The organism is Maritimibacter sp. HL-12 (genome assembly GCF_900177545.1).
Taxonomy (GTDB): domain Bacteria; phylum Pseudomonadota; class Alphaproteobacteria; order Rhodobacterales; family Rhodobacteraceae; genus Sinisalibacter.
This window is the reverse complement of the sequence record NZ_FXBQ01000001.1, coordinates 2,952,429-2,974,543: the sequence shown is the minus strand read 5'-3', so window position 1 is coordinate 2,974,543 and position 22,115 is coordinate 2,952,429. Positions and strand designations below refer to the sequence as shown.

General features: G+C 65.2%; 22 protein-coding genes and 1 tRNA gene. 10 read left to right on the top strand and 13 right to left on the bottom strand.

Going from position 1 to position 22,115, the window contains the following annotated elements; genetic code table 11:
- The first annotated feature begins 90 nt into the window (after positions 1-90).
- The 3 genes from B9Y97_RS14720 to B9Y97_RS14710 are packed head-to-tail and all read left to right on the top strand — an operon-like array spanning position 91 to position 1,396.
- Positions 91-354, top strand: coding sequence for a spike base protein, RCAP_Rcc01079 family (locus tag B9Y97_RS14720; RefSeq protein WP_085527451.1), 264 nt, complete (start codon positions 91-93; stop codon positions 352-354).
- Positions 351-1,079: a hypothetical protein gene (locus tag B9Y97_RS14715; protein ID WP_085527450.1), complete on the top strand. Its 729-nt coding sequence runs from the start codon at positions 351-353 to the stop codon at positions 1,077-1,079. The genes B9Y97_RS14720 and B9Y97_RS14715 overlap by 4 nt, the downstream gene beginning before the upstream one ends.
- Positions 1,076-1,396: a hypothetical protein gene (locus tag B9Y97_RS14710; RefSeq protein WP_085527449.1), complete on the top strand. Its 321-nt coding sequence runs from the start codon at positions 1,076-1,078 to the stop codon at positions 1,394-1,396. Before B9Y97_RS14715 ends, B9Y97_RS14710 begins: the two co-directional genes overlap by 4 nt.
- On the opposite strand, the gene B9Y97_RS14705 is transcribed toward B9Y97_RS14710, so the two are convergent.
- From B9Y97_RS14705 to wecB, 6 genes are all read right to left on the bottom strand, one after another.
- Complete coding sequence (locus B9Y97_RS14705; RefSeq protein WP_085527448.1) at positions 1,393-2,613, bottom strand: glycosyltransferase family 4 protein; 1,221 nt, start codon at positions 2,611-2,613, stop codon at positions 1,393-1,395. The two genes, B9Y97_RS14710 and B9Y97_RS14705, sit on opposite strands and share 4 nt — an antisense overlap.
- Before the next feature lie 2 nt (positions 2,614-2,615).
- On the bottom strand, positions 2,616-4,178 hold the full coding sequence (locus B9Y97_RS14700) for a heparinase II/III family protein (protein WP_139828335.1): 1,563 nt from the start codon (positions 4,176-4,178) through the stop codon (positions 2,616-2,618).
- Between the two features lie 52 nt (positions 4,179-4,230).
- Positions 4,231-4,896: a hypothetical protein gene (locus B9Y97_RS14695; RefSeq protein ID WP_139828334.1), complete on the bottom strand. Its 666-nt coding sequence runs from the start codon at positions 4,894-4,896 to the stop codon at positions 4,231-4,233.
- Positions 4,897-4,973: 77 nt separating this feature from the next.
- Entirely contained in the window at positions 4,974-6,107 is a 1,134-nt protein-coding gene (locus B9Y97_RS14690; protein WP_139828333.1) for an O-antigen ligase family protein, read from the bottom strand.
- Positions 6,104-7,360: a UDP-N-acetyl-D-mannosamine dehydrogenase gene (wecC, locus tag B9Y97_RS14685; protein ID WP_217809464.1), complete on the bottom strand. Its 1,257-nt coding sequence runs from the start codon at positions 7,358-7,360 to the stop codon at positions 6,104-6,106. Before wecC ends, B9Y97_RS14690 begins: the two co-directional genes overlap by 4 nt.
- A gap of 4 nt (positions 7,361-7,364) precedes the next feature.
- Entirely contained in the window at positions 7,365-8,483 is a 1,119-nt protein-coding gene (gene wecB / locus B9Y97_RS14680) for a non-hydrolyzing UDP-N-acetylglucosamine 2-epimerase (RefSeq protein WP_217809463.1), read from the bottom strand.
- Positions 8,484-9,013: 530 nt separating this feature from the next.
- Between wecB and B9Y97_RS14675 the strand changes: the two genes are divergently transcribed.
- Both B9Y97_RS14675 and B9Y97_RS14670 read left to right on the top strand, forming a co-directional pair.
- Entirely contained in the window at positions 9,014-11,116 is a 2,103-nt protein-coding gene (locus tag B9Y97_RS14675; protein WP_254900933.1) for a GumC family protein, read from the top strand.
- A 47-nt stretch (positions 11,117-11,163) separates the two neighbouring features.
- Positions 11,164-11,934: a metallophosphoesterase family protein gene (locus tag B9Y97_RS14670; protein WP_254900932.1), complete on the top strand. Its 771-nt coding sequence runs from the start codon at positions 11,164-11,166 to the stop codon at positions 11,932-11,934.
- Between the two features lie 113 nt (positions 11,935-12,047).
- On the opposite strand, the gene B9Y97_RS14665 is transcribed toward B9Y97_RS14670, so the two are convergent.
- Positions 12,048-12,124 (bottom strand) — tRNA-His (locus tag B9Y97_RS14665).
- A 104-nt stretch (positions 12,125-12,228) separates the two neighbouring features.
- Between B9Y97_RS14665 and B9Y97_RS14660 the strand changes: the two genes are divergently transcribed.
- Entirely contained in the window at positions 12,229-12,450 is a 222-nt protein-coding gene (locus B9Y97_RS14660; RefSeq protein WP_085527443.1) for a DUF6324 family protein, read from the top strand.
- Here the strand turns inward: B9Y97_RS14660 and B9Y97_RS14655 are convergent.
- Entirely contained in the window at positions 12,407-12,880 is a 474-nt protein-coding gene (locus B9Y97_RS14655) for an MmcB family DNA repair protein (RefSeq protein WP_085527442.1), read from the bottom strand. The two genes, B9Y97_RS14660 and B9Y97_RS14655, sit on opposite strands and share 44 nt — an antisense overlap.
- 364 nt (positions 12,881-13,244) lie before the next feature.
- On the opposite strand from B9Y97_RS14655, the gene B9Y97_RS14650 reads away from it, so the two are divergent.
- On the top strand, positions 13,245-13,943 hold the full coding sequence (locus B9Y97_RS14650) for a nitroreductase family protein (RefSeq protein ID WP_085527441.1): 699 nt from the start codon (positions 13,245-13,247) through the stop codon (positions 13,941-13,943).
- A 48-nt stretch (positions 13,944-13,991) separates the two neighbouring features.
- On the opposite strand, the gene B9Y97_RS14645 is transcribed toward B9Y97_RS14650, so the two are convergent.
- The 5 genes from B9Y97_RS14645 to B9Y97_RS14625 form a co-directional block, all read right to left on the bottom strand.
- A complete protein-coding gene (locus B9Y97_RS14645; protein ID WP_085527440.1) occupies positions 13,992-14,309 on the bottom strand; it encodes a hypothetical protein in 318 nt (105 codons plus the stop codon).
- A gap of 127 nt (positions 14,310-14,436) precedes the next feature.
- A complete protein-coding gene (gene nusB, locus B9Y97_RS14640; RefSeq protein ID WP_085527439.1) occupies positions 14,437-14,904 on the bottom strand; it encodes a transcription antitermination factor NusB in 468 nt (155 codons plus the stop codon).
- The gene (locus B9Y97_RS14635; protein WP_085527438.1) at positions 14,901-15,452 is read right to left on the bottom strand and encodes a 6,7-dimethyl-8-ribityllumazine synthase; all 552 of its coding nucleotides are present in this window, start codon (positions 15,450-15,452) and stop codon (positions 14,901-14,903) included. Before B9Y97_RS14635 ends, nusB begins: the two co-directional genes overlap by 4 nt.
- Entirely contained in the window at positions 15,452-16,585 is a 1,134-nt protein-coding gene (gene ribB, locus B9Y97_RS14630) for a 3,4-dihydroxy-2-butanone-4-phosphate synthase (protein ID WP_085527437.1), read from the bottom strand. The genes B9Y97_RS14635 and ribB overlap by 1 nt, the downstream gene beginning before the upstream one ends.
- 208 nt (positions 16,586-16,793) lie before the next feature.
- Entirely contained in the window at positions 16,794-17,384 is a 591-nt protein-coding gene (locus tag B9Y97_RS14625) for a riboflavin synthase (RefSeq protein WP_085527436.1), read from the bottom strand.
- 144 nt (positions 17,385-17,528) lie between these two features.
- On the opposite strand from B9Y97_RS14625, the gene B9Y97_RS14620 reads away from it, so the two are divergent.
- The 3 genes from B9Y97_RS14620 to B9Y97_RS14610 all read left to right on the top strand — a co-directional run bounded on the left by B9Y97_RS14620 (position 17,529) and on the right by B9Y97_RS14610 (position 22,111).
- Positions 17,529-18,821, top strand: a complete 1,293-nt coding sequence (locus B9Y97_RS14620; RefSeq protein WP_085527435.1) for a capsule biosynthesis protein — start codon at positions 17,529-17,531, stop codon at positions 18,819-18,821.
- Positions 18,822-18,921: 100 nt separating this feature from the next.
- Positions 18,922-20,058 carry a polysaccharide biosynthesis/export family protein gene (locus tag B9Y97_RS14615; protein WP_085528285.1) on the top strand — a complete coding sequence of 379 codons (1,137 nt, stop codon included), beginning with the start codon at positions 18,922-18,924 and terminating at the stop codon, positions 20,056-20,058.
- Positions 20,059-20,065: 7 nt separating this feature from the next.
- A complete protein-coding gene (locus B9Y97_RS14610; RefSeq protein ID WP_085527434.1) occupies positions 20,066-22,111 on the top strand; it encodes a capsular polysaccharide biosynthesis protein in 2,046 nt (681 codons plus the stop codon).
- Positions 22,112-22,115 lie beyond the last annotated feature (4 nt).

The window sequence follows — 22,115 nt, the reverse complement described above, 5'->3', positions numbered from 1 at the left end:
ATCGGCAAATCGAAATCAACTTGTTCGACATTTCCGCCGACACCAATCGGCGACGCATCCCTGCGCCGGCCAACATGAACAGGAGCGCCCATGAACCCCTTTGCCAACCGTGCCCCCTCGCTTTCCGGCCCTGCCACCGACGCGCTGCCCGTCACCCCGGAGGATTCTGCCGATCTGCCCTATGTGGCGCTTGGACTCTATGTCGAGACCGGCGGCGAGATCAGTCTGGTTACGGTCGCGGGCGAAACGCGCAGCATTGTCGTGGCCGATTTCTCGATCCTGCCGGTCGGGGTGCGCCAGGTGCGGGCGACCGGCACAACCGCCACCGGCATCCATGCCCTGGTGCTGGCATGAAATTCGTCACCGACTTTTCGCTCCTGTCCGCGCCGGTGCGCGCCCGCGCCGGATGGCATCCGGGCTGGTTGTTTCGGGGTGGCAGTCCCGGCGCGTGGTATGACCTTTCCGACCTTTCGGCGCTGTTCCAGGACGCGGCCGGCACGATCCCCGTGGCGGCGGATGGCGATCCCGTGGGGTTGGTGCTCGACAAGTCCGGCAATGCGCACCATGCCACTCAGGCCACCCCGGCGGCACGCCCGACATGGCGCACGGATGGCGATCTGACCTGGATCGAGTTTGACGGGGTTGACGATCACATGGTCATTCCCGCGATCTCCTACGCCGCGCCGATGTCGGTCTGTCTCGGACTGCAACGCTTCGAACGGGTCACCTGGGGCGCGTTCCGAAGCCCGAGGGCACTTCCGCCCTACGTGGCGGCAGGGGCGAGCACCCCGTCGGACGCAGGGTCGATCACGAACACCGCCGGTGGCACCGACAGGATCGACGGCGCGGCCTCGAGCTATGCCCGGGACGACCTTTATGAAGCCCTGCAGACCCCGCGCGTCGGCACGGCATTCGCCAACACGTCCCCGCACCTCAACCTCGAAGGCACGTTTTTCTGTTACGGGCAGTTCCGCCCGAGCGGGAAGGTGTTCGGCTATGTTGAAATCGAGGATGCGGGCCTCGCCGAGATCGTGCGATTGGAGCGGTGGATGGCGGACAGGACGGGAGTGAGCCTTTGAAACATTCGATCTCCATCATCACGCCGCTGAGTTGGCTGGAAAAGGCCGATGCGCTGTTCGCTTCGCTTGGCTGGGGGGCGCACAATTTCCTTGTTCCGCTGAGCCCGGACGGCACCGACCCCGCCACGCATCTCGGCCTTCGGGCCACCGCTGACGCGGTGTTCGTGCGCGACATGGAAACAGCGCTCGCCAGTCTGCCGGAGCTTCACGCAGCCCTCGAGATCGACCTGCGCGACGACAGCAACCGGGCCAGCCAGTTTGAAACCCTGATGACGCGCTGCGGTCTGTCGCGGGTTGAACCGGTGGTCGATATCTAATCCCTCACGGCAGCGGTCACCCAGGCCACCCAGTCATCCGACAGCTTGGCGCGCGCGAAGCGGATTTCCGCGAGCGCGCGGGCGTTCTTTCCCTTTCCGGCAAGGGCGGCACGGTCTTGCGCCGCCACGATCAGGGCGTCGGCGAAGGCGTCCGGATCGTCGGGCGGAACGGCAAAGCCACAGTCGTGGTCGGTGATCAACCCGGCCAGCCAGCCCGGATAGGTGTTCAGCACCGGCAACCCCGCCGAGATGTAGTCGAAGAACTTGTTCGGAGAGGTGCCGTAGTAGAAGGCGGGCACGTTTCGCAGGATCTGAAGCCCGAGATCCGCGCCGGCCATCAGGCCTGTGAGCCGGGTCTTCGGGACCGGGTCGAGGAACAGGACATTGTCCAGCGCCTCGGCACGTGCGCGCGCCTGCAAGGCCGGCTTCACCCTCCCCTGACCGACCAGGGCGATCCGGATATCGTCGCGGCCACGGTCTTTCAGCACCGCAGCGGCATTCAGCACCGCATCAAGGCCATTGGCGGGGCCATGCGCTCCGGTGAAGATGGCAAGCAATTGATCGTCGTGCACGCCTTCGGGGCGCCAGGCGTCTTGCGGGGCGGCGAACAACTCAAGGTCGCAGCCGTTGGGCACCATCGCGATGCGTGATTTGTCAACGCCGCGCGCGGCGATCCCCGCGACGATCCCGGGAGACAGCCCGATCAGACGGTTGGCCGAGCGGTAGGAGGCCCATTCCAGCGCCGACATGAGCCACAGAACCACCGGGTTGGTGATGGCCCCCATCGCCCTGGGCAGTTCCGGCCACAGATCGCGCACCTCGAACACGAAGGGTTTGCGCCTCAGCCATCGTGCGAAAATGCCGGGGATTCCGGCGGTCAGCGGCGTTGATGTGGCAAACACGACATCTGCGGGCTCGCGCAGCGCAACCCCGATCGAGCCAAGCGCAAATTTCGCAAAGACCGCGACGCGCTGCGCAAACCCCATGTGATTTCCGTAATCGAGGTTGAACTCGATCACGTCTATCCCGTCAACACCGCCGCGCCGGCGACCTTTCGTGAACGGGGCAGTCAGCCCGGTCGTGCCCTGTGCATAGCGGCCGCAAACCATCGTGACGCTGTGGCCCGCACGCAGTAGCGCCCGCGCCATCTCATAGGACCGCGTGCCGGCCGATCCTTGCGGTGTCGAAAAGTGCTGGTGGAAGTAGAGAACATGCATGGTCAGAAGGTGACTTTCGTGACGAGCGCCGCCGGGCGGCTCACGGTGACCGTGGCCAAGGGGATCTCGGACTTCTGCTGGTAGTGGCGCGACTCCGTGGTGGTCCCGAGGGTCGGGGTCACCGGCACACCGTCGATCTCGACCGATACGGCGAAACGGCCGGCGCGCAGGATGTGGCCGTCCTGCGTCCAGTCGCCGGGCGCAAGACGCCAGCGCAGGCAGGCCTCCCGGAAGCGGCCCGACACGGTATCGCGGCAGATCAGCCCGTCGGGGCCAAGGGTGATCTCGCGCCGGTGCCGGGCACCGTGGGCGTCGCCACAGGCTGCGGCGGCGGTCACGTTCCGCCCGTGTTCGCGCACCGTCTCGACTGAATCGACCCCGATCCAGTCGCCGAACAGGAATCGCCCAAGGCGGGGCATCTGGTCGCGCCCGTCGAACTCTACGGTGTTGTGGGCAGATGTGCCCGCGAACCACTCGGCCCCGTCGGCGTTGTAGCTGTAAGTGCCCGCATCGCGCAGCAGGTTGACGCCCTCGTGCCAGAGGTCGACGTGCAGCGCATCGGCCTGGCTGGGGCGAAACCGAAACCGGGGAAAGCGCATGACCGCAAGGCTTTGGCCGTTCCGGAGCACATGATACCCGCCATCGCCAAAAGTGGCACTGCCCGCCGACGCCCCGGCGGACCCGTCTGGCACGGACAGCCAGCGCAGCGGCGATGTCCAGGGGCCGTCACCGAATGCGTCACGCCCTTCGAACAAGGCCGCGGCCAACTGGATCGACGGGCGGAAATCGCGGAAACCGCTGTCCGTCAATGGCACCAGCCGCGCCCCGTCATTGGCCCCGATATTGGGCGCATCGCCGGTGGTGCGATCGCACATCGCGTCGAGCCAGCGGGTGGCCGCGGCCAACCGCGCGCGAAGACGCGGCGTGAACGCAGGCAGGCCGCGATGGCACCGCCATGCCTCGGCAAGCGCATAGGTATCCACCATCAGCCGATGGTAGGTCACGGAATACTGGCTGAAACTGCCATCGGACTCGATCAGGGTCCGCGCCCGATCTTCCAGCCAGCGCCGTCCCTTGCGCGCCCATGCATCGGCCCGGGCGTCGTGCCCGGCAAGAAAGCTGCCGCCGATGAAAAGCGCGGCGGCTTCGGACGTGCCATGGTTGTTCTGCTGACCGATGGCGTAGGACATTGTCGGCGCGATGCGCTGTAGATGGGTGCGCAACAGGGCCACCAGCCCGGGTTCAGGCGCATGGTCCTGCCGCAGCACCCAAGCCGCCACGACAAGATGCATCACGCGGATCGCGGCTTCCTGTCCGCATTTCCAGTTCGGCCCCTTGTAGGGCGGGTTGCTCGTGGCCCAATCGGCAATCCAAGCGTTCAGACGCGGCAGCACGTCCGCATCGCCGTGCGCGGCGCAGCTTGCCCATGCCACCGCCCAGTCGAAGCGCGAAAGTTCCCACAGGCCCTTGATGTCTCCGGCCCCGAAGTCGGGGATACGCCACCAGTCTCGCGAGGCGTCGGGTTGGACCATGTTGGAGAACGGATTGGGAAAAGTAACAGTCATCGTCCAACTCCACTCGACTCAACTGGGCACCAAGACCCCACAAACATCCGAATCAAAAAAACACCAAGAAGACTGCCCCGAACAAGAACGGAGAATAGAGACCTACACTGATTCCTTGCGCAGCAATGACCACAAGGGTCAGTTCCTCCAACTTCTCTTTCTTGTCCAGGAACCTCGCGATACGCGGGTCGACGAAGAAAGCAAGTACAAGTGTTCCCAAGCCATTAAAAAATCCGAGAGTCTGGAGTATCACAGGCGCCGCCTCGAAAAAAACCATCGCCAATATATTTACAAGGAAGATTGAAGAACCGAACACCAAATAGACCCAGGAGGCAAGAAGAAACAGTTGAAGGTTATGCCGCATGGCCTCTGGCAGGGAGACAGTCACATTGGGAGGAGATTGAACCTTCTGACCACTTTGAGAACCGCGGCATGCAGAAATGAAAGCACGGAAAATCCCTTGTCCTGAATCAAAATTCAGCGCCACCAAAAAGAAGTACCTCTGAATCGCAATGCGGCGAAGGAAAATGAACATTGCCGCAGAAGCTCCGAGAAACAGCGACCCAAACACGGCCAGAAACAAAGAGCTAGCGTCTTGCCTCATTACGAAGTAGCCAATTGCAGGTGGAAACGAAAAAATGCTCAACCTTTTAATTGTGTTCATAATTTTTTCAATCGCAGCGCCGAACGCGTTCAGAGAGGCCTTGGCGGCTGCCATTCGAGATAGTGCCGCCAACCCATCAAAAAAGACATACCCAGCGAAGAACAACGATACCCAAGCTATTATTATTATGTTTACCATCCGCGCGCCACGATCCTGGACATAGAAAGGGGGAAAAACACCAAGAATCTCCAGTACGAAATATCGCCTGTGAACATGAGTGCGACCATTGCGAATACTGCGAATGTCTTCGAAAGGACGTTGCCATTCGTCCATATGAAGGCAAAGATGCACACGACAAAGATCATCCCCACGACACCGAACTCGGAGAGCACCTCTCCAAAAAAGTTGTGCGGGTAGATGAAACCGAAGCTGCTCAGGTATGTTTGCTGCGAGTAATGGCTCCAGTTCGCTATTCCGACACCAAAAACCGGGTTCTGAAGGAAAATATCAATCGCCTCTCCCAGCATAGTAGCCCGGATTCCGATTGATCCGTGATCGAACTCTCGGTAGCTTCCCTCGATAACCCTCTGGAAGACCATCAAACGTTCTGGAAGCAATCCAAACTCCAATAGCGAAACGAAGGAGAACGGCGCGGCCAGCAAGAAGGCGAACGTCGATCCTATTTTCCTCGACTTTATAAGGAAGTACAACGTCGAAATCGCGAGCGCTATCAATGGGCCCTTCGAACCACTCCAGACAACTGACAGCGCAAAAACTACGTATGCCGCCAAGAACCTCCGGCCCCTTCCCTCAAAAAAGACAAAGAGTGAGGCAAGGGCCATTATTGACATCATCCAACCAAACACAATCGGACCGTTAACGAAGTATCGCACCAGTCGATCCCAGAACCCATAGTTGAACTTGTATATTATGGTTGCCACTAGGAAGATGATACCCACGGAAATAAAGGTAATCAGAAAGTCTTTCCCGTATGCTCTTAGGGCGTGGTTTGAGAGCACCAGAACAAATATCCCGCCAATGAGGAAACCATCGATTTTGGCTAGTGCGATCGACGTTTCCGTCGTGCGAAAGAATTGCGTCAAAAGAAATATTGTGAATAGGAATAGGATTGTGACCTCAGATTTGCCAAATGGACTGCGCTTGTTGATCGTGAGAACTGAAGCCATCAACAGGAAGATAGAGACTGTGGCCCGTGGCAACGTAAAGGTTTCTCCGAGACCCAACCCTCCTGCCGCCAGCGCGAGGTAAAGAGCGAGGGCTATCGGAATGGCTTGTATTTTTCTCACGGGAATCGTGGGTCTCACCCCCACACCCCCCGTGCATCCACGATCTGCCCCGCGGGCGGGGGGCTGGATTTGAAAGGCTTGTGGTCAACCAGCATCGCGTGGACGTCGGCGCGGATCTCCTCGTGGGCGACGAGGCGGGCTGTGCCGAGGCCCGGGGGCAAGGATTCGATATTGGGTTCCGCCACCAGCACCGGCCCGGCGTGCGCCGCCACCAGCGCCTGCGCGATCTCCAGTGCCGGGCTTTCGCGCAGGTCGTCGATGTCGGGTTTAAAGGCGAGGCCGTAGATCGCAAGGGTCACGTCTGCGGCGGTCTTGCCGGGATTTTCCATCAGGTGCGCCCCGATCGCGGCGCGGACCTTTTCGATCACCCATTCGGGCTTGGAGTCGTTGACTTCGCGGGCGGTGCGGATCAAGCGCGTCTGGTCGGGGGCGGAAGATACGATGAACCACGGATCGACGGCGATGCAATGCCCGCCCACACCCGGCCCCGGCTGCAGGATGCTGACCCTCGGGTGGCGGTTAGCCAGGCGGATCAGTTCCCAGACATCCATTCCCAGGGCGTCGCAGATCAGCGAAAGCTCGTTGGCGAAGGCGATGTTGACGTCGCGAAAGCTGTTTTCGGTCAGCTTGGCCATTTCCGCCACGCGCGGGCCGCTTGCGATAACGCACTCGCCAGTGACGAAGGTGCGGTAGAGGCGCGCGGCCGCCGCCGAACAGGCCGCCGTCATCCCTCCGATCACCCGGTCATTGGTGATCAGCTCCTGCATGACCTTCCCCGGCAGAACCCGCTCCGGGCAATGGGCCACGCGGATGTCCGAGGCGTCGCCGGCGGTCTGGGGGAAACTCAGATCGGGCCGGGCACCGGCGAGCCAGCCGGCCAGGGCTTCGGTCGCACCAACGGGCGAGGTGCTTTCGAGGATCACCAGGTTGCCCGGTTCCAGAACCGGGGCCACCAGGCGTGCGGCCGCCTCGATATACGACAGATCGGGATCGTGATTGTCGCCGGTGAACGGGGTGGGAACCGCGATCAGGAAGGCCTCGGCCGGCTCGCAAACCGTCGTGGCCCGCAGATAGCCTTGCGTGACCACCGCCCGCACCACGAGGTCGAGATCCGGCTCCACGATGTGAACCTTACCGCGATTGATCATGTCGACCGCGCGCTGGTTCACGTCGACACCGACGACTTCGACCTTTCTGGAGGCGAACATCGCCGCCGTGGGAAGGCCGATATAGCCCAATCCGATGACCGATATCTTCTTGAATTCAATCATTCAGTTACCCGGCAAGCGCATCGAGGATCCGTCCGCAGGCCTTGCCGTCGCCATAAGGGTTATGGGCGCGGCTCATCCCTTCGTAGGCCGCATGGTCGGTCATCAGGCGGCCAACCTCGGCAACGATCAACGCGACATCGGTACCAACGAGCCGCACGGTTCCTGCCTCGACGGCTTCGGGGCGCTCGGTGGTTTCGCGCATGACGAGCACCGGCTTGCCCAGCGACGGCGCTTCTTCCTGGATGCCGCCGGAATCGGTCAGGATCAGATGCGCCCGGGCCATCAGGAACACGAAGGGCAAGTAGTCCAGAGGTTCGATGAGATGGACGTTCCCGATGCCTTTCAGGAGCCGGTTCACCGGGCCTTGGACATTTGGATTGAGATGCACCGGGTAGAGGATTTCCGCGTCCGGGTGGTTATCGGAGATCTCCCGCAAGGCCTGGCAAATACGCTCGAAACCGCCGCCGAAGCTCTCTCGCCGGTGCCCTGTGACCAGGATCAGCTTCCTTGAAGGGTCCAGGTATGAAAATCGCTCTGCCATTTCTTGTGTGAGCGCGGGATCGGCGTCGATGCGATCGCGGACGAGGAACAAGGCGTCGATCACGGTGTTTCCCGTCACGGTGATCGTGTCTTTCGCGATGTTCTCTGCAACCAGGTTTTCCCGGGCCTTTTCCGTTGGGGCAAAATGCAGTTCCGCAAGCGCACCGGCGACACGGCGGTTTCCTTCCTCGGGCCATGGCGAACGCATGTTTCCCGTCCGCAGGCCGGCCTCCACGTGCCCGACCGGGACTTGCGCGTAGTAGGCCGCAAGCGATGTGGCCAGAGTTGTCGCCGTGTCGCCGTGCACGAGCACGAGATCCGGCTTTTCGGCCTGAAGAACCGGGGCAAGGCCGGTCAGGATCCGTGATGTGACCTGATGAAGTGACTGCCCCGGGCTCATGATGTTCAAATCATGAGCCGGCACTATATCGAACAGGGTGAGCACCTGATCGAGCATCTCGCGATGTTGCGCCGTGATGCAGACCCGCGCGTCGAACCTCGGATCATCGCGCAGGGCTTCGACCACCGGTGCCATCTTGATCGCTTCGGGACGCGTCCCGAAAACGGTGAGAACCTTCTTCACGGATTCACCGGCGCACGTCGGCACATGATCGGCGGGCGTCGCACCTTGGAGGCGCACCGCCGCGAACCCCCGCGCCAAGTCATGTCGTCTGGAGATTTCAAACCGTCCCCCTGCGTCGCCGCCGTCGATCTCGTCGGGGTGCGTGGCCGATGGCTACCGCACCGAAGCAGGCCATGCCTCTCTCCGGTTCCCGACGTGTCACGGCAATTCGCGTTCCAGGCAATACACGCGAGAATTGAATCTCGGACTTTCCATACATCCTTAATAGATAGTAACCACATCGGTCGCGATACTCTACCTGAAGGTGATGTCGTGATACATCCACAACTGTGGCGGTCTCACCACAACACGTCCTGAACGGGCGATGGGGCGCACGATTCCGGCGCATGGCGGCCGCAGAATTGCCAACCAGGCGCACAATCCCCCTGCGACCTCGCTCTCGTCCGCGGCAAAACTTCCGCGTGTATTTGCTCAAGGATTGCAAACGAGGGTTGAAAGCATTACGCAAAAGAAAGCTTGGATTTCCACAGGTGAGTGACTGCGTGAACCAGTACAGCAAAGCCGTGGCCGAAGCGGCCGCTTCGAACCGAGCGGTGCACCAGGGCATCGACGGCGACGAAATCGACCTCTTGGAAGTGCTCGGCACCTTGTGGCGCGGCAAGCTCTGGATCGTGCTCGCGATGCTTCTGGCCGGGGCCACCGCCTGGGGTTACGCAACCCGGATCGCGGTGCCGAAATACACCGCGCAGGCCGCGGTCGCGCTCGACAACCGGCAAGGCGCGATGGTCGATTTCGAGAACGTCCTGTCGGGCCTGTCGGGCGACCAGGCGACGATCAACACCGAGGTCGAGGTGCTGCGCTCGCGCAACCTGATCAACAGGTTGGTCGATGACATGGGATTGCTGGCCGATCCCGAGTTCAACCCGTTCCTCGACGCCGATACCCCGGCACCATCGCCGCAGCACGAACGCAATGCCACCGTCGACAGCGTGGCCGAGGCAATCACGGTATCCAACCTGCGGTCAAGCTATGTCTTCACCATCACCACGCTCACAACCGATCCGAACAAGTCCGCCGACATCGCCAACCGGCTCGCCGAGCTTTACATCGCCGACCAGCTCGCGGTGAAGTTCGAGGCGATGGAGACGGCCACCGAATGGCTCTCCGAGCGCGTCGCCACGCTGCGAGTCGAGCTTGAGACGGCGGAAGCACGGATCAAGAGCTTCGCCACCCGCACCGACCTGGTCTCGGTCGAGGCGCTCGAAGGCCTCAACCGCCAGATCAAGGACACCCGGGTGCGCCTCGACGGGCTGGTAACCACGCGCGACGCGCTGGCAACCCGCGTCGGCGCACTGGAAGCCGCCGAAGCGGGCGGCGAGCCTGCCGAGATGGCGCGAGTCGCAGAGGATGCCGCCCTGACGCGACTGGCGGGGGAGATCGACGGCGCGAGCAACACCGGGCTGTTCGCGGCGCGCTTTGCAACCCTTCTCGACAGGGCCCGGGCCGATCTCGGACGCGCGGAAGGTCAGGTGACGTCGCTGGGCCTGTCGCTCGACCGGCTGGAGGCCGATTACGCCCGCCAGTCCGATGATCTCGTCCAGCTTCAGCAGCTCGAGCGGGAAACCCAGGCGCTGCGCGCGATCTACGAGTATTTCCTCACCCGGATGCAGGAAACCTCCGTCCAGCGCGGCATCCAGCAGGCCGACAGCCGGATCCTGTCCTATGCCACGCAGCCGGTGCAGCCCTCGGAGCCGCGCAGATCGTTGATCCTGGCCCTCGGCATGATCCTCGGGCTCATCGCCGGGGCGGGCGTCGTGCTGCTGCGCGAGATGATGCACACGGGCTTCCGCACGGCAGAGTCCCTCGAAGGCGAGACCGGGCTCACGGTGATCGGACAACTGCCGAAGATCCCTGCCCGCCAGCGCAAGGCGGTGATCGACTACCTCGTGAACAAGCCAACCTCGGCCGCGGCCGAAGCCGTGCGCAACCTGCGCACCTCGCTGATGCTGTCCAACCTCGACCGCCCGCCGCAGGTGATCCTTTCCACCTCGGCGCTTTCGGGCGAGGGCAAGACCACAACGGCAATCGCTCTGGCGCAGAATTTCTCCGGCCTCGGCAAGAAGGTTCTGCTGATCGAGGGCGATATCCGCCGCCGGGTGTTCTCGGAATACTTCGACTACGAGAAAGCCGAGGGACTCTTGTCGATCCTCTCGGGGGCCGCGCGCTTCGACAACGTGGTGCAGCGCATCGACGATCTCGGGGTCGACATGCTGCTTGGCGAACAGAGCACCACCAACGCCGCCGACGTGTTTTCCTCGGAGCGTTTCAGCACCTTCATGCAGGATCTGCGCCACAAGTATGACGTGATCATCATCGACACGCCGCCGGTGCTGCTGGTGCCGGATTCGCGCATCATCGCCCAGGAGGCCGACGCCGTGCTCTTCACCGTGAAATGGGATGCCACCTCGCGCGCCCAAGTGCGCGAGGTGGTGCGCCAGTTCGCCCTCAGCGGCATCACCATCACCGGCGCAGTGCTCAACCAGATCGACCCCAAGGGGATGAAGCGATACGGCTACGGCGGGCAATACAGTGCCTATGCCGCCTATGGCCACAACAAGTATTACAACAATTGAGCCCGCCCGATCTTGGCCGCGGGAAAACGTCCACCTAGACTGGCTGCATGAAGCTGCTCAAACGGATCTTTCGCGGTGGGGCCAAGCCCGCCGACCCGGTCGCCATGATGGCGCCGCGCGCACCCGCCGAGCGGCTCGCAGTGGTCGGTGACATCCACGGCTGTGCCGCCCTGCTCGACCGGCTCATGGCCCGGATCGACGCGGCCGCCCCCGACCGTCTGGTTTTCGTCGGCGATTACGTCGACCGCGGCGAAGACAGCGCGGCGGTGCTCGACCGGCTGCACGGGCTCGCCCGATCGCAAGACGGAAAGGCGGTGTTTCTCAAGGGCAACCACGAGGAAATGATGCTGCGCTTTCTCGACGCGCCCACGGCCGAGGCCGCGCGCTGGCTGCGCTTTGGCGGGTTGCAGACGCTGGCGAGCTTCGGCATCGGCGGGCTGGGCGCAAATCCCGACGAGGCCGGCGCGATCAAGGCCCGCGACGCCCTCGCGCGCGCATTGGGGCCCGACATGCTCGCCTGGCTGCGCGGCTTGCCGCTGTCATACGTCAGCGGCAACGTCGCCGTGGTCCACGCCGCCGCCAACCCGGCCAAGCCGATCGAGGCGCAATCCGAACAGGCGCTGCTCTGGGGCCACCCGGACTTTCTGCGCAGCCCACGCGGCGACGGGATCTGGGTGATCCACGGCCACGTTGTTGTCGATGCGGTGCAACCCGAGGCCGGGCGGATCGGCGTCGATACCGGGGCCTATGCCACCGGGCGGCTCTCGGCGGCGCTGCTCGACGGAGACGCACTGAGCGTGCTCACCGCGTCGAGCTGAGCGCGGGGGCAGCGTCGGTTCCCCGGGGTTCCCCACCCGCACCGCCGAGATCACGCAGGTGGCAGCATCGGCGCGCGCGCCGGTGGCCGGTCGTCTTGATCTTGGGGTTTCGGTGGTACCGCCTCCCCGGCTCGAACGGGGGACCTCTGGATCCACAATCCAGCGCTCTAACCAACTGAGCTAAGGCGGCACGCCGCTCGCATTTACCGCCGCGGCCTCTGCTTTGCAAGAGGTCTGCCCTTGAAAAAAGCAAGGCGGCGGCGTAACCCTCGCGAGGACATCAGGGAGGCCGGCATGGGTATCGATTCCGAAACCGACATCACCGCGAATATCCAGATTGGCCCCACCAGCCTTGGAATGGTGCGGATCTATGTCGAGGGCGGCGGCATCGACCTGCCGATGGATTTCGACCCCGAGGAAGCGGAAGAAATCGCCGAGGAAATCCGCGCTGCCGCAGAGCAGGCGCGCGCGATCACCGATGGTCCGAAGGGCGCGAAGGGTCCGAAAAAGCGCTGACCCCGGGATCGCGCCAGCCCTGCAAACGGCGCGCCGCGTCGCGGGCAAACTTGAGCATCAGCTTCTTGCGCCGGGCCGGGGCGAGCCTGGTTTCAACCCCCATCCGCAGGATCTCGGCATCGAATCCGTCGGCGATGATCAGCCCGGTCTCGGCCGGCAGAAGCTCGCTGGGGAAATCGCTGTCGACCGCCCAGAAAAACCGGTCGCACCATTCGAGATAGCCCTGCCACTTTGAATCCGCCGCGTAGTCGGCGCGCGAGGACTTGCACTCGATCACCCAGAACTCGCCTTTCGGGCCAAGTGCGAAGACGTCGATCCGCAGGCCGCGCACGGGCACGAATTCCTCGACCGAGACGAAATCGTGCTGGCGCAGGTGCCGCGCCACGCCGCGCGCCAGGACCTGGCCGGGCTGGAGGGGGAGATCTTGCATGAGGCCACCATGAACAGGAGGTGAACATTTGTCCAGAGCACGGCGCCGGTGGCGCGTGCCGGGGCGGGGGGCCAGCCCCCCGCACCCCCGAGGTTTTTTCGGACCCAGGAAACCGCCAACCAACGCGTCGGCTTGCACAGCCCCCCTATCGCGCCTAGATAGCGATGTGGCGGTCTGCCCTACTCGTGACGAGGTCAAATTCCAGTGGCCTTAACGACTCTCGAGGGAGCTGGCTCTGTCCGGGCCCTGGTCCGGTTACCCGGTGCCCACCTGTATATGCAGGCTCTCGGGAATTAGTTTACCTCGACGGTTGCGTGCGGTCCCGCCACATCCTAGCCTCCCGGGGATCTTCCCCGGAGGCACGATGTTTTCCCGCAAGAACCTGCCCCACGAGGCGCTCCCCCTGCCCGACCGTTTCGCGCTTTCCGACGCCGAGATGCTGGCCCGGGTGAGCGGGTTTTTCGACCACATGGCCAAGCGCCATTCGGTGCGCGATTTCTCGCCCCGTCCGGTGCCGCGCGCGGTGATCGAGGCGGCGGTCGCCACCGCCGGGCGCGCGCCCTCGGGGGCGAACCACCAGCCGTGGTTCTTCGCCGCAATCTCCGATCCCGGCCTCAAGGCGCGGATCCGCGCCGAGGCGGAAGCGGAGGAAAAGCGGTTCTACGATGGCGCGGCGGGCGACGAGTGGCTGAAAGCGCTGGAGCCGCTCGGCACCGATGCGGCCAAGCCGCACCTCGAGATCGCGCCCTGGCTGATCGTGGTCTTCGCCCAGCGCTGGGGCGCGTTCGACGACGGCAGCCGGTTCAAGAATTACTACGTGCCCGAAAGCGTCGGGATCGCCACCGGCTTCCTGATCGCGGCCCTGCACCAGGCCGGGCTGGCCTGCCTCACCCACACGCCGAACCCGATGCGGTTTCTGAACGCGGTACTGGACCGCCCCGCCTCGGAAAAGCCGGTGATGATCCTCGCCGTGGGCCATCCGGCCCCGGACGCCACGGTGCCTGCCGTGGCGAAGATCAAGAAACCTCTCGACGAGATCCTGAAGGCCTACGAGGCGGAATGAAAAAAGGCCCCGCGCGGGGCCTTTGCGTCGGTCCGCGGGGTCGCGGCCTCAGTGGCGCGGCTTGCGCGGAGCAGTGGCGACAGCCTCGACACGGGCGGGAATGTCGGTGGCCACCGGCACCCGCTTGCCCCCCTTCGGTTCGTCGTCGTCGCCCATCCGCATCACCACGATGGCGAATTGCACGCCCGCGAAGACGATGCCGTTGAACACCCAGAGCATCACCGCCGCGATCCAGCCGATATCGGAGGTCGACACGAGGTGCCAGAGGTTGGCCACGTTGGTGTAGAGCAGCGCGAAGACAAAGACAGCGGAGAGGCCGAAGCCGATGATGACGTTCTTGATATACAAGCGTATCAGCTTGGGCATGGGCATTCTCCCCCGGTCTTGCGATATATTCTCATAGTAGCATGTAATCGCGGGCTGCCAAGCGTCAAGCCGTCGCGGGGGCCGGATCGGCGGCAGGGCGCCGGAGCGCCCTGCGCTGCCCGGGGGCTCAGAACGCCTCGGGACGCAGCTCGCGCGCGATGTGATCGAGCACGGCGTTGGCGAATTTCGGCTCGTCGGACTCGGGAAAGAACGCCCGGGCGACATCGACGAACTCGCTGATCACCACCTTGGGCGGCGTGTTGCCTTCCACCAGTTCCGCTCCTGCGGCCCGAAACAGCGCACGCAAGGTCGGGTCGATCCGCGCGATCGGCCATTTTGCCACCAGCGCACGGTCGGTCAACTGGTCGATCTTCGCCTGCCGGTTCACCGCCGTGTCCACCAGCGCGCGGAACAGGTCGGGGTCGCCTTCGACCATCTCGCCCTCTTCGAGGATCTCGCCGAAGCGGAAATCCTCGAACTCGCGGATCACCCGATCTACGGTCTGGCCCGAGCTTTCCATCTGGAACAGCGCCTGCACCGCGTAGAGCCGCGCCGCCGAGCGCATCTTGCGTTTCTCGTTGCCCGACAGGGTCATGCCCCGGTGCTCCCCTCGCCGGGCGTGCCCGCGACCCGGTAGTCCTCGCGCGGGCGGAACCCGACCGGCTTGTCCGGACGGCCCCACTTGCGCCGCAGCGCCACCAGGTGCAGCGCCGCCGCCGCTGCGCCGCCGCCCTTGTTCTGCCCTTCCGGATCGGCCCGGACCTCGGCCTGGGCGCGGGTCTCGACGGTGAGAATGCCGTTGCCGATCGCGAGGCCCTGAAGCCCGAGCAGGGTTAGCCCGCGCGAGCTGTCGTTGCAGACGGTGTCGTAATGCGTGGTCTCGCCCCGGATCACGCAGCCGAGCGCCACGTAGCCGTCAAAGTTCGAAAGCCGGTCGGCCATGCCCACGGCGGTCGGCACCTCGAGCGCACCGGGCACCTCGACGAGATCGCACGTAGCCCCGGCGGCTTCGATCTCGGCCTTCGCGCCGGCCACGAGGTTGTCGGCGATATCCTTGTAATAGGGCGCCACCACGATCAGGAGCTTCACCGGCTTGTCGAAGGACGGGCGAGGCAGGATGTAATGCTGTTCGGCCGTCGCCATCACTTGCCTCCGCGAATCGGGTGGGTGCCCTCGATGGTGAGGTCATAGGCTTCGAGCCCCACCACCTTCGGCATCGGGCTGTCGCTCAGCAGCGTGAGCCGGCGAATCCCCAAAGACGACAGGATCTGCGCGCCCAGCCCGTATTGGCGCAGGATCTGCGGGCTTACCGTACCGTCGACGGCGAGTTTCATCGCTGGGTCGCGCAGGAGCACCACGACGCCGCGCCCTTGCTCGGCGATGATCTCCATCGCGCGCTGAAGCTCGTCGGCGGGGGCCGGGCCGAGGCCGAGCGCGTCTTCCAGCGGGTTGAGGCTGTGCATCCGCACCAGCACCGGCGCATCGGTGGTCAGATCGCCCTTGGTCAGCACGATATGCTCGGCGCCTTGCGTCTCGTCGGTGAACACCCGCAGCATCCAGTCGCCGCCGAATTGCGAGGTCACCGCCTTCTGCGCGCTCTCGTTCACGAGGTTGTCGTGGCGGCGGCGGTAGGCGATGAGATCGGAGATCGTGCCGACCTTCAGCCCGTGTTTCTGGGCAAAGCCGACGAGTTCGGGCAGCCGCGCCATGGTGCCGTCGTCGTTCATGATCTCGCAGATCACGCCCGCGGGCTGCAACCCGGCGAGGCGGGCGATATCCACCGCCGCCTCGGTATGACCCGCGCGCACCAGCACGCCGCCTGCGCGCGCGCGCAGCGGAAAGACGTGGCCCGGCGTGGCGAGATCGCCGGCCCCCTTGGCCGGGTCGATCGCCACCGCGATGGTGCGGGCGCGGTCATGTGCCGAGATCCCGGTGGTCACCCCCTCGCGCGCCTCGATCGAGACCGTGAAGGCGGTTTCGTGCCGCGAGGCGTTCACCGTCGACATCAGCGGCAGCCCGAGCGCGTCGATCCGCGCGCCGGGCAGCGCGAGGCAGATCAGCCCGCGCCCGTGGGTGGCCATGAAGTTGACCGCCTCCGGCGTCGCCATCTGCGCCGGGATCACGAGATCACCCTCGTTCTCGCGGTCCTCGTGGTCGACGAGGATGAACATCCGCCCGTTGCGGGCCTCCTCGATGATCTCCTCGATGGCCGAAATGGCATCGCGCCAGTTCACTTCCATCGGTCCGGGGGATTCGTATTGCTTTGCGTCGGCCATGGCCTTCCCTCACTTGAGCACGCAGGCGAGATAACCGCTCGCGCCCGGCATTGCCAGAGCAAAGGGGGGCTGTCTGCCCCCCTCGCCCTTCGGGCTCACCCCCCGAAGGTATTTCGCGACCCGAGAATACCCGTTTTCCGGACCCGAAAAAACCTCACGGGGCTGTATGCCGGCAGCAAGGCGACGGTGGTCCCCGGCGGTTGCGGCCTCAGGCGCGAAACTCGTTCAACCGCGCGACGTAGCGCGCGAGGGTATCGATCTCGAGGTTGATCCGGTCACCCAGACGCACCGCGCCCCAGTTCGTCACCGCCTTGGTGTGCACGATCAGGTTGACGCCGAACACGTCGCCCTCGACCTCGTTGACGGTGAGCGAGGTGCCGTTCAGCGCCACCGATCCTTTCGGCGCGATGAAGCGGGCGAGGGATGCGGGCGCGCGCAGGCTCACCCGGGTGGACTCGCCCTCGTCGCGCACCCCGACCACCTCCGCCACGCCGTCGACGTGGCCCGAAACGATGTGCCCGCCCAACTCGTCGCCCACCTTGAGCGCGCGTTCGAGGTTGACCCGGTGCCCGATCGTCCAGTCCCCGAGGTTGGTTTTCGACAGGGTCTCGGCGGATATGTCGACGTCATACCAGTTCGGCCCGAGATCGACCACGGTCAGGCAGACGCCATCGGAGGCGATCGAGGCACCGATGTCGATGCTCGCGGTATCGTAGCCGGTTTCGATCCGCGCGCGCATGTCGCCGGGCCGGGCGATTGCCGCCACCCGGCCAAGATCGGTGATGATGCCTGTAAACATGGGCCAGTCTCCTTTTGCCCCTGCCTAAGCCAGCGCGGCGGGCTTGCCAAGCCGCGCCGGATTGGCGCGTTGCCACATTTTCGCCGAAACGATATGGCAAGAAACACCTGTCAAACCCGTGACCACCACGGGAGACGGAGGCACATGGCAGCGATCGACGGCAAAGACAGGGTATTTCTATTTCTGCAGGGACCGCACGGGCCGTTCTTCTGGCGGCTTGGCCGGATGCTGCGCGCCGCCGGGGCCGAGGTCTGGCGCGTCGGCTTCAACCAGGGCGACGGGGTATTCTGGCCCGGACGCGCCGGCTATATCGCCTTCACCGAAGATCAGTCGGCCTGGCCCGCACGCCTCGAAGCCCTCGTCGCCGAGAAGCGCGTCACCGATATCGTGCTCTATGGCGATACCCGCTTCGTTCACGCCGAGGCGGTGCGGATTGCCCGGGCGGCGGGGCTGGGCATCCATGTTTTCGAGGAAGGCTACCTCAGGCCCTACTGGGTCACCTACGAGCGCGGCGGCTCGAACGGCAATTCACGGCTGATGACGATGAGCGTGGCGGCGATGCAGAAGGTGCTCGCCGACGCTGAGCGCGATATTCCCGAGGCACCCGCACATTGGGGCGACATGCGCCACCACGTCTTCTACGGCGCGCTCTACCATTTTTTCGTGATGTTCCTGAACCGGCGCTACAGGGGCTTCAAGCCGCACCGCGCGATGCCGGTGACCAAGGAATTTCGCCTCTACCTGCAACGCCTGGTGCTGATGCCGCTTCTCGCGCTCGAACGCCGGATCGCGACGTTGCGCATCAAGCACGGCGGCTTTCCCTATCACCTCGCGCTCTTGCAACTCGAACACGACTCGAGCTTTCAGGCGCATTCGCCGTTCTCCACCATGACCGATTTTCTCGACCTGGTGATCAGCGGCTTTGCCGAGGGAGCGGCGCGCCACCATCATCTTGTGTTCAAGGCCCATCCGCTGGAAGACGGGCGGGTGCCGCTGCGCGCCGAGCTTCGCCACCTCGCGCGCCTCCACGGCGTTGAAAAGCGGGTGCATTACGTGCGCGGCGGCAAGCTCGCGGCGCTGCTCGACCATGCCCGCAGCGCGGTGACGGTCAATTCCACCGCCGCCCAGCAGGTGCTGTGGCGCGGCTTGCCGCTGCGCGCGTTCGGCGACGCGGTCTTTGCCAAGCCGGACTTCGTCTCGACGCAGGGCGTGGCGGAGTTCTTTACCCGCCCGAGCCGACCCGACAACCGCGCCTATCGCGACTATCGTCGATACCTCCTCGAAACCAGCCAGGTGCCTGGCGGCTTCTATTCGGCGCGCGGCCGTCGCCAGCTCTTGCGCCAAGTGGTCGACATGATGCTCATCGCCGACGACCCCTACGACGCCCTCGCCCGTGGCACAGCGGCACCACGGCAACAGTTGTTTGCGGTGAAATAGCCCGTGACTATCGAAAGGGTAGATTTTTCCTCGATGTGCCGGTAGGTTGCAGAAAAAATCAACGGCAGAACTCCACAAAGGAGCCCGAGCAGTGATACAGATGGGCAACGCATGGGCGCGCAGAGCCGCCCTTTTTGCATGCGTGGTGGGCCTTGCGGCCTGCGACGTTCTTCCCCGATCCGGTCCCAACAAATCCGAGATCTACGCAGGTTCCGTGCAAAAGCAGGGCGACGCCTTCGTGGTTGCGGTGAACGATGACGTCACCCGCGCCACCGCGGTCGTGCCCTCGCTCGGGCTGACCTCCGAGTTCACCAGCGCGGGCGTGGTCGGCTCCGACACGATCCGCCCCGGCGACGTGCTGGGCGTTTCGATCTGGGAGAACGTCGAGGAAGGCATTCTCACCGCCGCCGGGGCCGCGGCGAGCCTCGAGGAAGTGCAGGTCGACGGTTCGGGCTTCATCTTCATTCCCTATGCCGGCCGGATCAAGGCCGCGGGCAATACCCCCGAGGCGATCCGCCGGATCATCACCGAAAAGCTTGCCGAACAGACCCCGGATCCGCAGGTGGTCGTGCGCCGCCTCGCGGGGGACGGTGCCACGGTGTCTCTCACCGGCGCGGTGGGCGGTCAGGGCGTCTACCCGATCGAGCGGCCGACGCGCACGCTGGGCGCGATGCTGGCGCGCGCCGGCGGCGTCGCGGTGCCCGCCGAGGTGGCCGTGGTCAAGATCATCCGGGGCGAGCGGACCGGCAAGATCTGGTATCAGGATCTGTTCGAGCACCCCGAACTTGATGTCGCGCTCAGGAACGGCGACCGCATCCTCGTCGAGGAAGATACCCGCGCCTTCACCGCGCTCGGTGCCACCGGCGCGCAGACCCGGGTGAAGTTCCAGACCCAGACGCTTTCCGCGCTCGAAGCCATCGCACAGGTCGGCGGCCTCAACCCGGCTCTGGCCGATCCGACCGGGGTTTTCGTCTTCCGCAACGAACCGGTCGAGATCGCGAGTGCCGTGCTTGGCCGCACCGATCTGGTGGGCGCGCAGCGGCTGATCTACGTGCTCGATCTCACCGAACCCAACGGCATGTTCATGGCCCGCGATTTCGTGATCCGCGACAGCGATACCGTCTATGTCACCGAAGCGCCTTACGTGCAGTGGACCAAGGTGCTCTCGGCGCTCACCTCGTCCGTGGGGGCCGCGGATTCGCTGGCCACCACCGCCGCCACCGCGGGGCTGTTCTAGCCGTCGCATGGGCCGCCAACCCGACACCGAAGCCGCCGGGGCAGCGCGCTCCCGGCGGCTTTTCGTCTTCAACGGCGGGTTTCTCACCCAACCCCGGCTGCGGCGCATCCTCGCGCTCGCAGGGTGGGAGTTGCGCCTCGGCTGGCCGGGGCCGAATGACAACGTCGGCGTCTGGGGCCATTCGCCCACCGCGCATCGCGGCGGGCGGGTGGCGGCGAAGACCGGCGCGCGGCTGATCCGCATCGAGGATGCCTTCCTGCGCTCGCTCCGCCCCGGGCGCGCGGGCGAGCCGCCGCTGGGCCTCGTGATCGACAGCCGCGCGGCGCATTTCGACAGTTCGGCGCCGTCCGATCTCGAACACCTGCTCGCCACCCACCCGTTCGACGATGGCGCATTGCTTGCCCGCGCCCGTCAGGCTTCGGATCTGATGCGGCGCGCGAAGCTGTCGAAATACGCGGGCTTCGACCCTGCCGCGCCGCTGCCCCCCTCCCCTTACGTTCTGGTGATCGACCAGACCCGGGGCGATGCCTCGATCGCCCATGCCGGGGCCGGGCCGGGCACATTCCGCGAGATGCTCGCCGCCGCCCGGATCGACGAGCGCGGCATGCCGATCGTGATCAAGACCCACCCCGAAACCGCCGCCGGCCACCGCCCCGGCCATTTCGGCCCCGGGGACGCGGGCGAGGGCGTGAGCCTCGTCACCGGTCCGGTCGACCCATGGGCGCTGATGGAAGGGGCCGTGGCGGTCTATACCGTGAGTTCCGGCATGGGCTTCGAGGCGATCCTCGCAGGCCACCGGCCAAGGGTGTTCGGCCAGCCGTGGTATGCCGGCTGGGGCCTGACGCGCGACGAAAACCCCGTCGCCCGCCGCACGCGCAAGCTCACCCGCACGCAGCTCTTCGCCGGTGCGATGGTGCTCTACCCCACCTGGTACGATCCCCACCACGATGCGCTTTGCGGGGTCGAACAGGCGATCACCGCGCTGGAAGCCCGCGCCCGCGCCGCGCGCGAAGACGGCGCGGGCTACGTGGCGGCGGGGATGCGGCTGTGGAAGCGCGGGGCACTCGCGGGCTTCTTCGGGGGCGAAAGGCGGCTGGTGTTTGCCGATGGCCCCGCCGCCGTCACCAAGGCGCGGGCAAGCGGGCGGCGGCTGATGGTCTGGGCCGGGAAGGAAGAAACCCTCGGCGACACCGCGGGCCTGCCCGTTCTGCGGGTTGAAGACGGCTTCCTGCGCTCGCGTGGGCTGGGGGCCGAACTGGTGCCGCCGCTCTCGCTGGTCGCCGACGATCTCGGCATCTACTACGACCCCACGCGGGAAAGCCGACTGGAGCGCCTGATCGCCGCTTCCGCCACCCTGCCCGAGGGCGCGCGGCTGCGCGCCGAGCGTCTGGTGGCGGGGCTGATCCGGGGGCGGCTGAGCAAGTACAACCTCGACCGCCCCGCGCCCGCGCTCCCCGAGGGCCACCGCATCCTCGTGCCGGGACAGGTGGAGGACGACGCCTCGATCCGCCTTGGTGCGGGCGAGGTGGCAACCAACCTCGCGCTCCTGCAAGCCGCGCGTACGGCCAACCCGCAGGCGGTGATCGTCTACAAGCCCCACCCCGATGTGGAGGCGGGGCTGCGCGCGGGCCGTGTGCCGCCCGAGGAGGCGCGGGCGCTGGCCGACGTCGTGGCCGAGGAGGCCGACCCGGTGGCGCTGATCGAGGCCTGCGACGAGATCTGGACGATGACCTCGCTGATGGGCTTCGAGGCGCTCCTGCGCGGCAAACCCGTCACCTGCCTCGGCGCGCCGTTCTATGCCGGATGGGGTTTGACCCGCGATCTCGGCCCGGTGCCCGCCCGCCGCGCCGCCCGGCCCGACATCATCGCGCTGGCCCATGCCGTGCTGATCGACTACCCGCGCTACCGCGACCCCGTCACCGGCGCGCCCTGCCCGCCGGAAGTGGTGGCCGACCGGCTCGCGGCCGGCGTCGCCGCCCCCACCGGCCCCGCGCACCGGCTTCTGGCCAAGGCGCAAGGCGCGCTCGCGGGACAGGCCTGGCTCTGGCGCTGAACGC

Bases quoted from the DNA above. Each gene is read 5' to 3' on its own strand.
- B9Y97_RS14720 (WP_085527451.1), top strand. From the start codon at position 91: ATGAACCCCTTTGCCAACCGTGCCCCCTCGCTTTCCGGCCCTGCCACC.
- B9Y97_RS14715 (WP_085527450.1), top strand. From the start codon at position 351: ATGAAATTCGTCACCGACTTTTCGCTCCTGTCCGCGCCGGTGCGCGCC.
- B9Y97_RS14705 (WP_085527448.1), bottom strand. From the start codon at position 2,613: ATGCATGTTCTCTACTTCCACCAGCACTTTTCGACACCGCAAGGATCG.
- B9Y97_RS14700 (WP_139828335.1), bottom strand. From the start codon at position 4,178: ATGACTGTTACTTTTCCCAATCCGTTCTCCAACATGGTCCAACCCGAC.
- B9Y97_RS14695 (WP_139828334.1), bottom strand. From the start codon at position 4,896: ATGGCAGCCGCCAAGGCCTCTCTGAACGCGTTCGGCGCTGCGATTGAA.
- wecC (WP_217809464.1), bottom strand. From the start codon at position 7,360: ATGATTGAATTCAAGAAGATATCGGTCATCGGATTGGGCTATATCGGC.
- B9Y97_RS14670 (WP_254900932.1), top strand. From the start codon at position 11,164: ATGAAGCTGCTCAAACGGATCTTTCGCGGTGGGGCCAAGCCCGCCGAC.
- B9Y97_RS14660 (WP_085527443.1), top strand. From the start codon at position 12,229: ATGGGTATCGATTCCGAAACCGACATCACCGCGAATATCCAGATTGGC.
- B9Y97_RS14655 (WP_085527442.1), bottom strand. From the start codon at position 12,880: ATGCAAGATCTCCCCCTCCAGCCCGGCCAGGTCCTGGCGCGCGGCGTG.
- B9Y97_RS14650 (WP_085527441.1), top strand. From the start codon at position 13,245: ATGTTTTCCCGCAAGAACCTGCCCCACGAGGCGCTCCCCCTGCCCGAC.
- B9Y97_RS14645 (WP_085527440.1), bottom strand. From the start codon at position 14,309: ATGCCCAAGCTGATACGCTTGTATATCAAGAACGTCATCATCGGCTTC.
- nusB (WP_085527439.1), bottom strand. From the start codon at position 14,904: ATGACCCTGTCGGGCAACGAGAAACGCAAGATGCGCTCGGCGGCGCGG.
- B9Y97_RS14635 (WP_085527438.1), bottom strand. From the start codon at position 15,452: ATGGCGACGGCCGAACAGCATTACATCCTGCCTCGCCCGTCCTTCGAC.
- ribB (WP_085527437.1), bottom strand. From the start codon at position 16,585: ATGGCCGACGCAAAGCAATACGAATCCCCCGGACCGATGGAAGTGAAC.
- B9Y97_RS14625 (WP_085527436.1), bottom strand. From the start codon at position 17,384: ATGTTTACAGGCATCATCACCGATCTTGGCCGGGTGGCGGCAATCGCC.
- B9Y97_RS14620 (WP_085527435.1), top strand. From the start codon at position 17,529: ATGGCAGCGATCGACGGCAAAGACAGGGTATTTCTATTTCTGCAGGGA.
- B9Y97_RS14615 (WP_085528285.1), top strand. From the start codon at position 18,922: ATGGGCAACGCATGGGCGCGCAGAGCCGCCCTTTTTGCATGCGTGGTG.
- B9Y97_RS14610 (WP_085527434.1), top strand. From the start codon at position 20,066: ATGGGCCGCCAACCCGACACCGAAGCCGCCGGGGCAGCGCGCTCCCGG.